The 14,791-nt window shown below is 36.9% G+C and carries 14 protein-coding genes; 11 read left to right on the plus strand and 3 right to left on the minus strand.

Annotation, left to right across the window (positions count from 1 at the left end):
- Window positions 1–9 precede the first annotated feature (9 nt).
- Window positions 10–1,108, minus strand: a protein-coding gene (prfB, locus tag DV424_RS05630) for a peptide chain release factor 2 (protein WP_118782387.1) whose coding sequence is annotated in 2 segments (ribosomal slippage) — window positions 10–1,032 and window positions 1,034–1,108 — 1,098 coding nt in all. Because the reading frame shifts where the segments join, the coding sequence is not laid out codon by codon here.
- A gap of 132 nt (window positions 1,109–1,240) precedes the next feature.
- On the opposite strand from prfB, the gene dsbC reads away from it, so the two are divergent.
- From dsbC to mtnN, 4 genes are all read left to right on the plus strand, one after another.
- Window positions 1,241–1,930: a bifunctional protein-disulfide isomerase/oxidoreductase DsbC gene (dsbC, locus tag DV424_RS05635; RefSeq protein ID WP_118782388.1), complete on the plus strand. Its 690-nt coding sequence runs from the start codon at window positions 1,241–1,243 to the stop codon at window positions 1,928–1,930.
- Window positions 1,931–2,217: 287 nt separating this feature from the next.
- On the plus strand, window positions 2,218–3,945 hold the full coding sequence (gene recJ / locus DV424_RS05640; RefSeq protein WP_118782389.1) for a single-stranded-DNA-specific exonuclease RecJ: 1,728 nt from the start codon (window positions 2,218–2,220) through the stop codon (window positions 3,943–3,945).
- Window positions 3,938–4,642: a thiol:disulfide interchange protein DsbA/DsbL gene (locus tag DV424_RS05645; RefSeq protein ID WP_162790774.1), complete on the plus strand. Its 705-nt coding sequence runs from the start codon at window positions 3,938–3,940 to the stop codon at window positions 4,640–4,642. Before recJ ends, DV424_RS05645 begins: the two co-directional genes overlap by 8 nt.
- Window positions 4,642–5,331, plus strand: a complete 690-nt coding sequence (gene mtnN, locus DV424_RS05650) for a 5'-methylthioadenosine/S-adenosylhomocysteine nucleosidase (protein WP_114908864.1) — start codon at window positions 4,642–4,644, stop codon at window positions 5,329–5,331. Before DV424_RS05645 ends, mtnN begins: the two co-directional genes overlap by 1 nt.
- A gap of 97 nt (window positions 5,332–5,428) precedes the next feature.
- Here the strand turns inward: mtnN and DV424_RS05655 are convergent, their stop codons facing one another.
- A complete protein-coding gene (locus DV424_RS05655; RefSeq protein ID WP_118782390.1) occupies window positions 5,429–8,296 on the minus strand; it encodes a TonB-dependent receptor domain-containing protein in 2,868 nt (955 codons plus the stop codon).
- Window positions 8,297–8,590: 294 nt separating this feature from the next.
- Between DV424_RS05655 and cmk the strand changes: the two genes are divergently transcribed.
- From cmk to yciH, 7 genes are all read left to right on the plus strand, one after another.
- Entirely contained in the window at window positions 8,591–9,268 is a 678-nt protein-coding gene (cmk, locus tag DV424_RS05660) for a (d)CMP kinase (RefSeq protein ID WP_165818715.1), read from the plus strand.
- Between the two features lie 96 nt (window positions 9,269–9,364).
- The gene (gene rpsA, locus DV424_RS05665) at window positions 9,365–11,014 is read left to right on the plus strand and encodes a 30S ribosomal protein S1 (RefSeq protein ID WP_005630739.1); all 1,650 of its coding nucleotides are present in this window, start codon (window positions 9,365–9,367) and stop codon (window positions 11,012–11,014) included.
- A 103-nt stretch (window positions 11,015–11,117) separates the two neighbouring features.
- On the plus strand, window positions 11,118–11,417 hold the full coding sequence (locus DV424_RS05670; RefSeq protein WP_479680705.1) for an integration host factor subunit beta: 300 nt from the start codon (window positions 11,118–11,120) through the stop codon (window positions 11,415–11,417).
- Between the two features lie 80 nt (window positions 11,418–11,497).
- Complete coding sequence (locus DV424_RS05675) at window positions 11,498–11,791, plus strand: LapA family protein (RefSeq protein ID WP_005628856.1); 294 nt, start codon at window positions 11,498–11,500, stop codon at window positions 11,789–11,791.
- Window positions 11,791–12,981, plus strand: a complete 1,191-nt coding sequence (lapB, locus tag DV424_RS05680; RefSeq protein WP_118784844.1) for a lipopolysaccharide assembly protein LapB — start codon at window positions 11,791–11,793, stop codon at window positions 12,979–12,981. The genes DV424_RS05675 and lapB overlap by 1 nt, the downstream gene beginning before the upstream one ends.
- Window positions 12,982–13,004: 23 nt before the next feature.
- Window positions 13,005–13,697: an orotidine-5'-phosphate decarboxylase gene (gene pyrF, locus DV424_RS05685; protein WP_005634817.1), complete on the plus strand. Its 693-nt coding sequence runs from the start codon at window positions 13,005–13,007 to the stop codon at window positions 13,695–13,697.
- 5 nt (window positions 13,698–13,702) lie between these two features.
- The gene (gene yciH, locus DV424_RS05690) at window positions 13,703–14,023 is read left to right on the plus strand and encodes a stress response translation initiation inhibitor YciH (protein WP_118859366.1); all 321 of its coding nucleotides are present in this window, start codon (window positions 13,703–13,705) and stop codon (window positions 14,021–14,023) included.
- 29 nt (window positions 14,024–14,052) lie between these two features.
- Here the strand turns inward: yciH and hda are convergent, their stop codons facing one another.
- Entirely contained in the window at window positions 14,053–14,748 is a 696-nt protein-coding gene (gene hda / locus DV424_RS05695) for a DnaA regulatory inactivator Hda (protein ID WP_118859367.1), read from the minus strand.
- Between the last annotated feature and the right edge of the window lie 43 nt (window positions 14,749–14,791).

The following is a 14,791-nucleotide window of genomic DNA, read 5'->3' on the forward strand; positions in this document are numbered from 1 at the left end:
AAGAAATTTTTACAAGCCCGCTTTCAAACTCGCTTCAATAAATCGATCTAAATCCCCGTCTAATACGGCTTGCGTATTACGGTTTTCTACGCCAGTACGTAAATCTTTAATGCGTGAATCGTCTAATACGTAAGAGCGAATTTGGCTTCCCCAACCAATGTCGGATTTATTATCTTCCATTGCTTGCTTATCCGCATTTTTCTTCTGTAACTCAAGCTCATACAATTTCGCTTTTAATTGTTTCATCGCTTGATCTTTGTTTTTGTGCTGTGAACGGTCATTTTGACATTGCACAACTATGCCACTTGGCATATGGGTAATTCGCACCGCACTTTCTGTTTTGTTTACGTGCTGACCACCTGCCCCCGATGCACGATAAACATCAATACGTAAATCAGCAGGATTGATTTCAATATCAATATCATCATCAATTTCAGGGTAGACAAATGCTGCGCTGAATGATGTGTGGCGACGGTTATTGGAATCAAATGGACTTTTGCGCACCAAACGATGAATCCCCGTTTCTGTTCGTAACCAACCAAAAGCATATTCACCGCTCACTTTAATCGTTGCCGATTTCAATCCAGCTATATCACCGTCAGAGACTTCCATCAGTTCTGTTTTAAAACCTTTGCTTTCAGCCCAACGGAGATACATACGGAGCAACATTTCTGTCCAATCTTGAGCTTCCGTACCGCCAGAACCAGCTTGTAAGTCCACATAGCAATCGCAAGCATCATGTTCGCCACTAAACATTCGACGGAACTCTAATTTTTCGAGTTGTTGTTCGAGTTCATCTAATTCAGCAACTGCTTCATTGAAGGTGTCTTCATCTTCAGCTTCGATGGCAAGTTCTAATAATCCATCAACATCTTCTAAACCTTGTTCTAAATTTTTGATGGTATTTACAACTTGTTCTAAAGAAACGCGTTCTTTACCAAGCGCTTGGGCTTTATCTGGATCATTCCAAACATCTGGCTGTTCTAATTCCGCATTGACTTCTTCTAAACGCTCAACTTTGGCATCGAAGTCAAAGATACCCCCGAAGCACTGAAGTGCGGTCGGATAAGTCGGTGATTTTATTTTTTATAGGATTGATTTCAAACATAATAAATTCACTGTGTGATAAAGTGTGGAATTATATGCTATTTTCTGATTTTTGGATAGTTTGACCTTGCAGAAATTAGCAATCTCTCTATAATTTTAGACTTTCTCACTCAAGCTAATTTAGGAACAAAAAATGAAGAAAATTTTTACCGCACTTTTGTGCGTGGCTGCGGCTAATGCAATGGCAAACGATGCCACGATTAAAAGCAAATTACAGTCTCTTGGCGCATCAAATATTGATGTGAAATCCTCGCCAATTTCAGGTATCAAAACTGCCGTAACAGATCAAGGCGTACTTTATGTGACGGAAGATGGAAAATATGCTTTCCAAGGTAAACTTTACGAGCTCACAAATAGCGGTCCTGTTGATGTTGCTGGTAAAATTTTAGTGGATAAACTTAATTCTTATAAAAATGAGATGATTGTTTATCCCGCTAAAAATGAAAAGCATGTTGTGACCGTATTCATGGATATTACTTGCCATTATTGCCATTTATTACATCAGCAATTAAAAGAATATAACGATCTTGGCATTACTGTACGTTATTTAGCTTTCCCTCGCGCAGGGATGAATAACCAAACTGCAAAACAAATGGAAGCAATTTGGACGGCTAAAGATCCTGTTTTTGCTTTAAATGAAGCAGAAAAAGGCAATTTACCGAAAGAAGTTAAAACCCCAAATGTTGTGAAAAAACATTATGAATTAGGCGCGCAATTTGGCGTAAATGGCACACCGAGTATAGTTACCTCAACGGGTGAGCTTATTGGCGGTTATTTAAAACCAGCTGATTTATTGAGCGCACTTGAAGAAACAGCGAAATAATTTTATAATGAAAAGCAAGGGGCAGATGCCTACCCCTTGTATTTAGTCGGTTATGCTTAATATGCTGGGGAGCTTAAAAGCATTAACAATACTAAGACTATGATATAAATACATAATTTAGGCATTATTAAAATCCTTAGCTGACACAATAGTTAGACTAATGGTCAGTAGGGCTTTTAACCTCTGTCAGCATTCAGGGTTAAAAGCCCTGACCGACAGGAAAAAGTATAGATAAAAGAGCTGTTGATTTCAACAGCTTTTTGCTTTTAGATATGAATTAATATCCAGTGAAAAAACTTATCAAACGCCGTGAAATTCCAATTGGAAATTCTGTTTCAAACCATCAGTTATTAGATCGCCTTTATCGCGCACGCCATATTCAAAACACCGAAGAATTAGACCGCACTTTAAAATCAATACTGAATCCAAATCAGCTATATGGTATTGAACAAGCCGTAAATTTATTAGTAGAAGCTTACCAACAACAGCAAAAAATAGTGATTGTTGGGGATTTTGATGCTGATGGTGCAACCAGCACAGCATTGAGTGTGCTGGCTTTAAGACAACTTGGTTTTACTGACGTGGATTATCTTGTACCAAATCGATTTGAACAAGGTTATGGTTTGAGTATTCCTGTGGCTGAAATGGCTATTGAAAAGGGTGTTCAGCTGTTAATGACGGTGGATAACGGTGTTTCATCTTTTGAAGGTGTTGCATTTTTGAAAGAGAAAGGTGTCCGTGTTTTAGTGACAGATCATCATTTACCTCCCGAAACTTTGCCGCTAGCCGATGCTATTGTTAATCCTAATTTAAGTCAGTGTGGTTTCCCTTCAAAATCTTTAGCGGGCGTTGGTGTTGCGTTTTATTTGATGTTAGCCGTACGAGCAAAATTTCGTGAACTCGGTATTTTTACTGCAGAAACACAACCTAATTTTACTGACTTGCTTGATCTGGTGGCATTAGGTACTGTCGCTGATGTGGTGCCTTTAGATCAGAATAATCGTATCCTTGCCTATCAAGGGTTAATGCGCATCCGTGCACGGCGTTGCCATCCTGGTATTATTGCGTTGGCTGAAGTGGCCAACCGCAATGTTGAACAGTTTACTTCAAGTGATCTCGGTTTTTGTATAGGACCTCGTTTAAATGCAGCGGGGCGTTTAGACAATATGTCGATTGGGGTAGAGCTTTTACTGGTGGACGATATGCTAAAAGCCAGAGAATTAGCGTTAGATCTTGACCAACTCAACCAAACGCGTAAAGAAATTGAAGCTGGCATGAAGCTTGAGGCGCTAGAAATTTGCCAAAATCTCACCGCTCTTTTTAAAGAGTTACCTTCGGGGATTACACTTTATCAACCCGATTGGCATCAAGGTGTGTTGGGCATTGTGTCATCTCGGATTAAAGAGCAATATCATCGCCCTGTGGTTGCCTTCGCGAAAGATAGTGAGGGGATTTTGAAAGGTTCTGCTCGTTCTATTGAAGGTTTGCATATGCGTGATGTTTTAGAGCGTATTCATTCGCAACATCCTAATATGATTTTAAAATTTGGTGGCCATGCGATGGCTGCGGGATTAAGCCTCCGAGAAGAACACTTTGACGATTTCCAACATGTTTTTAATCAAACCGTTGCCGATTGGCTTGATGAAGAACATTTACAAGGTGTCATCTGGACCGATGGTGAATTAAATTCAAATGAATTTAATCTTGAAACGGCAGAACTGATAAAATCAGCAGGCCCTTGGGGACAAGCTTTCCCAGAGCCTTGTTTTGATGGCGAATTTAAAATTTTAGACCAACGTGCAATTGGGCAAAATAAAAACCATCTCAAAATGTTAGTAGAGCCAAAACAAGGCGGACCTTTATTAGATGCAGTTGCGTTTAATATTGATACAAGATTGTATCCCGATCTTTCAATTAAACAGGCGAGATTTGCATATAAATTGGATGTTAATGAGTTTCGTGGTAACCGAAATGTACAGCTTTTAGTGGAATATATTGAAGCGATTGATGAGTAATATTTTGAAATTTTATGGATTATTGGTATTAGGTTTATTTGGGTTTACATTATCGGTTCTAGCCGAGGTAAATCAAAAAGAATTTTCTACTCAAAATCCACCGCACTTACCATCTTCTGATGTCATGCATTTTGAAGATGGGCGGGATTATTTTTCTTATCAAGAGCCTATTGAACAAGCGCCTAGAGCGGATAAAAAAATACGTATTCAATTCTTTTTTGATTACGATTGCCGCGTATGTTCGTCAGCGCAAGATATTTTAGAGCTTTATAGTCAAATGCGTACAAATAAAGTTGCGTTGGAACAATATCCTATTGCAACTGCGGATAGTCAGTTTAGCGCACGCATTTTTTATACCTTGCAAGCACTAAGTGCGGGTGAATTATCTAATGTTTTATTATTTGAAACTTCAGAAAAATCCCGTTATGCAGAGTTGTCTGCTACAAATAAAATTCAACAATGGGCGGAAGAACAAGGGCTAGATAAGCCGTTATTTATTCAAACTGAAAATTCAGAAAGAGTAAAAGAACAAATTCAAGATGCGATTGAATTGACGGAAGAATATGGTGTTTTTACCTATCCTTACGTTGTCATTGGGGGAAAATATGTACTCACGGCGAGCACGCTTTATAACGATGATTATAGCGTGGCTGTGCTAGATTTTTTGGTAAATAAAATAGAACAGGAACAAAAGTGATGAAAATCGGAATTGTTGGCGCAATGGCGCAAGAAGTAGAAATTTTAAAAAATTTAATGGCAGAGAGAACTGAAACTCGAGTAGCAAGTGCGGTAATTTTTGAAGGCAAAATTAATGGTAAAGATGTTGCATTATTGCAATCAGGTATTGGCAAAGTGGCCGCTGCAATTGGCACGACGGCATTGTTGCAATTAGCCAAGCCAGATTTTGTGATCAATACTGGTTCTGCGGGTGGGGTAGCAAAAGGCTTGAAAGTGGGGGATATTGTAATTTCTGATGAAACACGCTACCACGATGCGGATGTGACAGCTTTTGGCTATGAAAAAGGGCAGTTGCCCGCTAATCCCGCAGCATTTTTATCTGACAAAAAACTGGCTGACATCGCTCAAGAAATCGCAGAAAAGCAAGGACAATCAGTAAAACGTGGTTTAATTTGCTCTGGCGATAGTTTTATTAATAGCGAAGATAAAATTGCACAAATAAAAGCAGACTTCCCGAATGTGACAGGTGTTGAAATGGAAGCGACAGCGATTGCTCAAGTTTGTTATGCTTTTAATGTGCCTTTTGTGGTAGTTCGAGCTATTTCGGATGGAGGAGATGGTGAAGCAAGTATGTCTTTTGAAGAATTCTTACCGTTGGCCGCAAAACAGTCTTCGGCGTTAGTGTTGGGGATGATTGATAGACTGTAGTAATAATCTTTTAATAAGATAATAAATTCTAAAATTGAATTATAAACATTATTTAAAAAGGCATAGCTTATTAGCTATGCCTTTTTATATGAGCCAATTAGAATTTATAATTTAAACTCAGAATATAAGTTCTTCCACGTGCAAAGTTATAAAGTACAGATTTATCTTTTCCTCCATCTTCACAAGTATTATTTTTACTACAAATTGAATCATTTAAGCTTGAATAATAGCGCTGTGAAGCAGCATCATTGCCTGAGTCTAAAGGATCAACATAACGTTTATCTAGTAGGTTTTGTACTTCAGCTTTGATAATTAAATCTTTAACAGGTTCATAACTTACATGCAAATCTAAAATAATCGGTTGTTTATTAATTTCCTCTGTTTTCTTTATAGCATAATAAGTTCGTTCATGGCTCGTATTTAATTCAAATTGAGAACCGTTAATATAATCTTCTTGAATGGTTGCTCGTTTACTTTTCCCATAGTAACGTGCTGCGATACCAAGAGTTAATTTTTGATCAAACCAGCGAGAGCCAAGTTCTAATCTTCCATAATCTTTCGGTAACATTGAGATACGAGATAGACCATAACCTTGTTTCAGAATATCATCTTTTGATGCGTTGTTAGGACGTGGGCTTGCGTCCGCATAATTGGTTGGTTGATTTGTTCGTTGGTATGCATAAGATAGATTTGCAAAGAAACGTCCCATGTCATAATTTACTTCTAACTCAACACCGCTCTTTTTCACAATAGGCTTATAATTTTGATGAGCAATGGTAAATCTAAATCCATTATTAGCTGCCCAGTCAGGAACAACGCCATCTCTCCACCATACACCATATACATTATGAATATAATTTTTGATAAAGCTGCGATAGCCCACTAGTTTTAAACCTAATATATCTTCTTTAGTGAAAATGCCTTTTTTATAGGTATTAAATCCAAGTTGATAAGTTTCAGCTCGCTCAGGTTTTAATGCCGTATTTACCCCAACGTCAGATGCTTGAGAGAAGAACATTTCTTGAATATTTGGCATTCTATGTGTGCGCGAATAGGTGAAAAACGGCATAAAATAATCATTGATATCTGCGCTAAGTGTTGCTGAGTGATTTATTGCTGTTTTATGTCCTGATTTATGCAAAATCGGTTCATTAATTTGTGTTGGTGTATTTTCGTAACCTACATACTCACCGTTAAATGCATAATGCGTAAAATTGACACTATAGTCTAAATGGTAAATTCCTTTAGAAAGTGCGGTATCAAAATAAACAGTTTTAAATTTTTGTTTACCGGAAGGTTGTAAGATCACTGAACGTTGTGGTAATCCGCTTTTGCTTCCTTGGAAGCGACCTAAATAGCTATAGTTTCCTTGGGAGTGTGATTCATTGTTATAAAACAAACTTAATTCTTCAGGAAAACGGTTTTTACTATACTCATTAATAAAGTAGTTAAAGCCTAATGTGGTTTTTAAATCAATTTCTTTTGGCAATAAAAAAGTATAGCTATTGTTAATATCAATAATATTTGCCACATTCTTTGTAATTAATTTATCTTCTACTTGCCAACCAGAAAAGAATGCACCTTTAGGATAAATGGTTTTACCTAAGTTATGTGCTACCATTAGATTTAGATCAAGATAGCGATTATTATTAAAATTATAATTTAATTGATAATTACGATTTTCGATTTTCCGAGAACCAATTTTATTATCAAGGGTACGTATTTGTGCACTTAAGGTATGGTTATCATCGCCATATTCAAATTTTAATAAATGGCTACGAGAACGAGATTGCAAACTGCCTGGTTCAATAGGAGCGACACTATATTGATCTTTATTACGTTCAAATGAGTTATTTGTGGAATCTACATCATTTTGTAATTCAGGGATATTTTGAGGTTGTATACCATTTTCCAATTCTCTCAGAATTTTTCTTCTGGTTTCATTTTTATAAGTATTAAGTTGATAGCTAGATGTATTGTAACGAGGCTCATTAGGCGTATCTTCTTCACTAACATAATCATAATTTTCTTCTTTTCTTTCAATCCGAGTAATACAACCTGGTGTTCTTGTTTCGGTCGCTCCAGTTAGCTCATCGGTTGTTGTAATTGGGTCTGTATTTCCATTAAATGTTGGATTGGGTGCGTTGCAAGACCAATGGTTTTTGTTTAGATCAGGTGTCCACTGTCCAGCTGAATTTAAAACATAACCTGCATTGTGGAAATAGGCTTCTTTCTCTTTAGCAAGAATATCTTGTCCTAGCGAAGACAATCGTTCACCTCCACCAATACGATAATCTTGTGAAACTTCACGTTGGCTATAACCATATACCACGCCTACATAGCCACCATTATCCAGCCATTTTCTGCCTGCAGCCATTGTCATAAAATTGGATTTAGTTGCATTACTTCCCGTCATTCCTTTCAGAATAATGCCAAATGGTTTGTCATCGGTAATGACATCATTAACGCCTAACGTTCTAAAATTAGCACTGCCAGCTAACGCATTTATACCGCTTGTTCCCGAAAAGTTACTTTTATTGACATCGACACCAGCAATGAAGTTAGGATCAAGCGATGCACCGAATTGAGAATTACCACCTGATTGACCTGAGTCCATGGCTGTAGAGTAAAAAGTTTGTGTGACTCCATCGACCATAGTATTGACACGACCTAACCCATTTTCGCCACGAATATTAACAGAAACTACGCCAGAGCCTTTATCTTGTTGAGTAAATGCACCAGGGATACTTCGAATGACTTGATCGATAGTCTGGGTTTCTTTAAAAATATGCTCTCGGGTACTTTTCGCTTTTGCTTCCGTAAAAGGTTTTTTATCGTTAGCGACATTTTTTTCTACTACATCAATTTGATCTAATGTTTCTTCAGCTTTTGCATCAACGATAGAAACACTAAGGGTATTGATTAAGCAGAGTGTGATTAAATTTAATTTAATAACTCTCTTCATTACATATCCTTATTGTTTTTTTGAGAAAGATTCGCATTATCTTATTATATTTTGTAAAACTCAATGGTTTTTTATTAAAATTAATATAAAACCGCGAAAAAATGAAAAAAATTAATTTTAAAAGGTGGAGGATAAGTAGAGTAGCTCCTTAACTAAAAAAGCTTATAGGTGCGTGTTTGTTATTTTTTTATTCTTTGTTAATGGATCTTGAGTTAAGTTTGAAAGGTGGCAATAGCGAAATAGAGTGTTTATCTCTATAATACGTCAACTTTTGATAAGTAAAGGATAAGTTATATGGGAACGATTATTACCGTTGATGGCCCTAGTGGTGCTGGGAAAGGTACGCTTTGTTATGCGTTGGCAGAAAAGCTAGGTTATGCGTTATTGGATAGTGGAGCAATTTATCGCGTTACAGCATTAGCTGCATTACAACGTAAAACTGATTTAACGAATGAATCGGCGTTAGCTGAATTAGCTCGTCACTTAGATATTCAATTTATTCCTCAAAATGGTGAGGTGAATATTTTGCTTGCTGGCATGAATGTAAGCCATTTAATTCGCACTCAAGAAGTCGCTGATGCTGCATCTAAAGTCGCTGTGTTTCCAGAAGTGCGGTCAGCTTTGCTACAACTTCAGCAAGATTTTGCGAAAAATGATGGATTAATTGCTGATGGTAGAGATATGGGGACAGTGGTATTCCCAAATGCTCAAGTGAAGTTATTTTTAGATGCGAGTGCTGAAGAACGTGCAAAAAGACGCTATAAACAGTTGCAAAATAAAGGAATAAATGGTAACTTTGAGCAGATTTTAGCCGAGATAAAAGAGCGTGATTTTCGTGATAGAAATCGAGAGGTTGCGCCTCTAAAACCGGCTGATGATGCTTTATTATTGGATAGCACAACGTTGAGTATTGGTGAAGTTATTGATCAGGCGTTAGCTTATATTCAAGAAAAGGTGTCAGTTTCGATTTAACTGTTTGTTCAAGGAAGAATAAGCATTTATCCTCAACCCCGCATTTTATGGATTTTAATGTGGATGTTATTAACTTAAATTAAGAAGATTATTTATATGTCAGAATCTTTTGCTCAACTTTTTGAAGAATCATTAAAAGGCCTTGAAACTCGTCAAGGTTCAATCGTTAGCGGTACTGTAGTAGCTATCCAAAAAGGCTTTGTGCTTGTTGATGCAGGTTTAAAATCTGAGTCCGCAATCCCAGTTGCTGAATTCTTAAATGCACAAGGCGAACTTGAAATCCAAGTTGGCGATACTGTAAATGTTGCATTAGATGCAGTTGAAGATGGTTTCGGTGAAACTAAACTTTCTCGTGAGAAAGCTGTTCGTCACGAATCTTGGATTGAATTAGAAAAAGCTTACGAAGAAAAAGCGACCGTTATCGGTTTAATCAACGGCAAAGTGAAAGGTGGCTTCACAGTTGAGTTAAACGGTGTTCGTGCATTCTTACCAGGTTCTTTAGTTGATACTCGTCCAGCGCGTGAAGCAGATCACTTACTTGGTAAAGAATTAGAATTCAAAGTAATCAAATTAGATCAAAAACGTAACAACGTTGTTGTTTCTCGTCGTGCAGTGATTGAATCTGAAAACAGCCAAGAACGTGAACAAGTATTAGAAAATCTTGTTGAAGGTTCAGAAGTTAAAGGTATCGTTAAAAACTTAACTGAGTACGGTGCATTCGTTGATCTTGGTGGTGTTGACGGTTTATTACATATCACAGATATGGCTTGGAAACGTGTTAAACATCCAAGCGAAATCGTGAATGTTGGCGATGAAGTTACTGTTAAAGTATTAAAATTTGATAAAGATCGTACTCGTGTATCTTTAGGCTTAAAACAATTAGGCCAAGATCCATGGGCTGCAATTGCTGAAAATCACCCTGTAAACAGCAAATTAACTGGTAAAGTAACTAACTTAACAGACTATGGTTGTTTCGTTGAGATCTTAGATGGCGTTGAAGGTTTAGTTCACGTTTCTGAAATGGATTGGACTAACAAAAATATCCACCCATCTAAAGTTGTTAGCTTAGGCGATACTGTAGAAGTAATGGTATTAGAAATTGATGAAGAACGTCGTCGTATTTCTTTAGGCTTAAAACAATGTAAAGCTAACCCATGGACTCAATTTGCTGAAACTCACAATAAAGGCGATAAAGTAACGGGTAAAATCAAGTCTATCACTGATTTCGGTATCTTCATCGGTCTTGAAGGTGGTATCGATGGTTTAGTTCACTTATCTGATATTTCTTGGAATGTATCAGGTGAAGAAGCAGTTCGTAACTACAAAAAAGGTGACGAAGTTTCTGCAGTAGTATTAGCTGTTGATGCAGTGAAAGAACGTATCTCTTTAGGTATCAAACAACTTGAAGAAGATCCATTCAATAACTTCGTAGCGATCAATAAAAAAGGCGCTGTAGTATCTGCAACAGTAGTTGAAGCAGATGCAAAAGGTGCTAAAGTTGAATTAGCGGGCGGCGTTGAAGGTTATATCCGCGCAGCTGATTTAACAAATGAAGTTGCTGCAGGTGATGTGGTTGAAGCTAAATACACTGGTGTAGATCGTAAATCTCGTATCGTTCACTTATCAGTGAAAGCAAAAGATCAAGCTGAAGAAGCTGCTGCAGTTGCAAATGTGAATAACAAACAAGAAGAAGTTGCTATTCCAAACGCAATGGCTGAAGCTTTCAAAGCAGCTAAAGGTGAATAATTAATTCACGTAGTAAGGCTGGGCTCATGTCCAGCCTTATTTTTAGGGCTTATTGCTAATACATTGAAATAATGTATTAGCAATAAATCTTAATTTGAATAATATTAAGGGAGAGAAGACGATGACTAAGTCAGAACTTATAGAAAAATTATTAGCGAAACATCCGACTTTACCCGTAAAAGAAATCGAAAATATGGTAAAAGATATTTTGGAGTTTATTTCTCAATCTCTTGAAAATGGCGATCGTGTTGAGTTGAGAGGATTTGGAAGTTTTTCACTGCATTATCGTAATCCTCGTTTAGGGCGTAATCCCAAAACGGGTGATTCTGTTAAATTAGAAGCTAAATCTGTACCGCACTTTAAGCCTGGTAAAGAATTAAAAGAGCGTGTAGATATTTATTAATAAAATTAAAATGCACGAATATGCCTTTTAAACTACAACCTTTACCATTATTTAAAAAAGCCATATTTTAAGGAAATGTTATGATTAAATATATTTTAGGTATTGTTATTTTTATTGCTATCGTGTTGGTTGCAATTACCATTGGGGCAAATAACGATCAAGTTATTACATTTAATTATATTGTGGCGGAAAGCCAGCTCCAACTATCCACTCTTGTTGCTATTTTATTTGGATTAGGTTTGATTCTTGGCTGGTTAATCACTGCTTTTTTCTATCTTAAGTTAAAACTTAAAAATATGGCATTAGCTCGCCAAGTTAAGCGCCAAACTTTACAAATCAACGAGTTGACTACTGTGCGCGATAAGGTCGCCTGATGCTAGAATTACTCTTTCTACTATTGCCTATTGCTGCAGCCTATGGTTGGTACATGGGGCAGCGTAGTGCAAAGAAAGATCAAGATGATATTAGTAATAAACTCTCCCGAGATTATGTTACGGGGGTAAACTTCTTACTTTCCAATCAAACCGATAAAGCTGTAGATTTGTTTTTAGACATGCTTCAGAAGCAAGAAACTGAAAATGAAATCGAAAGTCACTCCCAATTTGAAGCTGAGCTTACACTTGGTAATCTATTCCGCTCTAGAGGCGAAGTTGATCGTGCATTGCGTATTCACCAAGCTTTAGACCTTAGTCCTAATTATACATTTGAGCAAAAATTACTCGCAAAGCAACAGCTTGCTAGAGATTTTATGGTGGTTGGTTTTTTTGACCGAGCTGAAAATCTTTATATTTTACTCGTGGATGAGCCTGAATTTGCAGAAAATGCTTTACAGCAACTTTTACTGATTTATCAAAAAACTAAAGAATGGAAAAAAGCGGTTAATATTGCTGAAAAACTCGCTAAAATAAAACCACAAGAGAATAATATTGAGCTTGCGCAATGTTATTGTGAATATTCACAAAGTTTAGAGCCTGAAAGTGCGGTTGAAAAACGCAGTGTTTTACAAAAAGCTTTGTCGGTTTCTCCTACTTGTGTTCGCGCTTCTTTATTACTCGCAAATTTAGAAATGCTTGAAGAACAATATCAACAAGCTGCAAAAATACTAGAAAATGTTTTAGAGCAAAATCCAGATTATACGGGTGAAATTCTGTCACCTTTAAAACATTGTTATGAAGAATTAAATCAGTTAGATAACTTTGAGTTATTCCTAATTCGTGCTGGCCAAATTACTAATAATGATGAAGTAGAGCTAGCTTTGGTTAAATTAATTGAAGAAAAAGATGGCAAGTCTGCTGCTCAGGCTAAGCTTTATCAGCAACTCACGAAAAAGCCAAGTACTTTAATTTTCCATCGTTTTATGCAGTATCAAATTGATGATGCAGAAGAAGGGCGGGGAAAAGAAAGCCTAATTTTATTACATAAAATGGTGGGTGAACGAATTAAGCAAACATCGGCCTATCGTTGTACAAATTGTGGTTATCAAATCCATAAGCTATTGTGGAATTGCCCATCTTGCCGTCAATGGGAAAGTATTAAACCAGTTTCAAGTCAAGAACATAATTAATTGATACTCAGCGAGGTAACATTATGACAAGCAAAATTATTGTGGCATTGGACTATGAGAAAGAAGCAGAGGCTCTTGCTTTAGTTGATCAAATTGATCCGAGTTTGTGTCGATTAAAAGTGGGTAAAGAAATGTTTACTACACTTGGTATTAATTTTGTAAAACAATTACATCAACGTAATTTCGATGTTTTCTTAGATCTTAAATATCATGATATTCCAAATACGGTAGCAAGAGCGGTCCGTTCTGCAGCTGATTTGGGTGTATGGATGGTAGATCTGCACGCAAGTGGTGGGCTACGAATGATGGAAGAAGCTAAGAGAATTCTTGAACCTTATGGGAAAGATGCGCCATTGCTTATTGCTGTGACGGTATTAACCAGTATGGAAGATTTGGATTTATTACAAATTGGGATTAATGCATCGCCAATGGAACAAGTTCTACGCTTAGCTCATTTAACTCAACGTGCAGGTTTGGATGGTGTAGTTTGCTCTCCGCAAGAGGTTGAAATTTTACGTAACGCTTGTGGAGAAGAGTTTAAATTGGTGACCCCAGGTATTCGTCCAATTGGAGCGGATTTTGGTGATCAACGACGTGTGATGACTCCTACTGCTGCGATTCGTGCTGGTTCAGATTATTTAGTAATAGGACGTCCTATTACTAAAGCTGATAATCCTGCAGAGGTTCTTCGTTCTATTAATGCATCTATTGGGTAATTATGATGTCAAATTATGTTTTAGTGTATTCAACAGATGTGGGGCGAATTAAAGAGGAAAAGGCTTCTGTAGTTCGCCCAAAAGGAGACGGTGTGGTACGTATCCAAAAACAAACAAGTGGTAGGAAAGGTGCAGGCGTATCGGTTATAACTGGTTTAGATTTATCCGATGAGGAATTGAAAAAATTAGCGGCTGAATTTAAAAAACGTTGTGGATGTGGTGGCTCAGTTAAAAATGGAATGATTGAGATTCAAGGTGAAAAGCGTGATTTACTCAAGCAATTGTTAGAGCAAAGAGGGTTTACCGTTAAATTATCAGGTGGATGATTAAAAAAGGCGCATTAGCGCCTTTTTTGTTAAAGATTTAAAATTTCTTTGACGAAAGGAATTGTAAGATTTCGTTGTGCTTGCAATGAGGCTTTATCTAGTAGATCAAGTGCTTCAAATAATGTGTGCATGTCTCGTGCTAGTCGTGTAAGTAAAAAATTAGCCGTCTCATCGGGTAATTGGATTCCTCGTTGATAAGCGTTATGTTGCAATACACTAATTTTTTGCTCGTCAGTTAAGGAATTTAATTGATAAATTTCACCCCAAGTCAAGCGAGAGTTCAAATCAGGCAATTTTACAGAAAGTGCGGAAGGCGATTTGTCTGAACTAATAAGCAAAAGCGTTTTTCCGCTCGCTCTAATTCGATTGAATAGATCAAAAATAGCTAATTCCCATTCGTCATTGCCGATCACACTTTGTACATCATCTAGACACACTAATTCTTGCTGTTCTAGATTTTCAAGAACTGCGGTAGAAAAATATTGAGATTTGCTGAGAGGTACATAAATAGCACTGCGTTGATTGATTAAATATTCGTTACTGAATGCTCTAAGCAGATGAGTTTTTCCAGAACCTTTATTTCCCCAAATATAGAAAAACTGTTGTTTTAATTCAGATGAATTTTTGCGTAAAGAATCGAGCAATAAAAGATTATTATCGCCGTAAAAGTTTTCTAATGTTGCATCATCAATTTGATGAATGGGTAAGGGAAGCTGCTTATTCAAATATTTATGTGTTACAGATTATAAGTAAGAAAAAGGGCTAAAT

The sequence above is a fragment of the Haemophilus haemolyticus genome, assembly GCF_003493605.1.
GTDB classification, from domain to species: Bacteria; Pseudomonadota; Gammaproteobacteria; order Enterobacterales; family Pasteurellaceae; genus Haemophilus; species Haemophilus haemolyticus_J.

Excerpts from the sequence above, each read along its gene's own strand:
- dsbC (WP_118782388.1), top strand. The coding sequence starts at position 1,241 with ATGAAGAAAATTTTTACCGCACTTTTGTGCGTGGCTGCGGCTAATGCA.
- DV424_RS05645 (WP_162790774.1), top strand. The coding sequence starts at position 3,938 with ATGAGTAATATTTTGAAATTTTATGGATTATTGGTATTAGGTTTATTT.
- mtnN (WP_114908864.1), top strand. The coding sequence starts at position 4,642 with ATGAAAATCGGAATTGTTGGCGCAATGGCGCAAGAAGTAGAAATTTTA.
- DV424_RS05655 (WP_118782390.1), bottom strand. The coding sequence starts at position 8,296 with ATGAAGAGAGTTATTAAATTAAATTTAATCACACTCTGCTTAATCAAT.
- cmk (WP_165818715.1), top strand. The coding sequence starts at position 8,591 with ATGGGAACGATTATTACCGTTGATGGCCCTAGTGGTGCTGGGAAAGGT.
- rpsA (WP_005630739.1), top strand. The coding sequence starts at position 9,365 with ATGTCAGAATCTTTTGCTCAACTTTTTGAAGAATCATTAAAAGGCCTT.
- DV424_RS05675 (WP_005628856.1), top strand. The coding sequence starts at position 11,498 with ATGATTAAATATATTTTAGGTATTGTTATTTTTATTGCTATCGTGTTG.
- lapB (WP_118784844.1), top strand. The coding sequence starts at position 11,791 with ATGCTAGAATTACTCTTTCTACTATTGCCTATTGCTGCAGCCTATGGT.
- pyrF (WP_005634817.1), top strand. The coding sequence starts at position 13,005 with ATGACAAGCAAAATTATTGTGGCATTGGACTATGAGAAAGAAGCAGAG.
- yciH (WP_118859366.1), top strand. The coding sequence starts at position 13,703 with ATGTCAAATTATGTTTTAGTGTATTCAACAGATGTGGGGCGAATTAAA.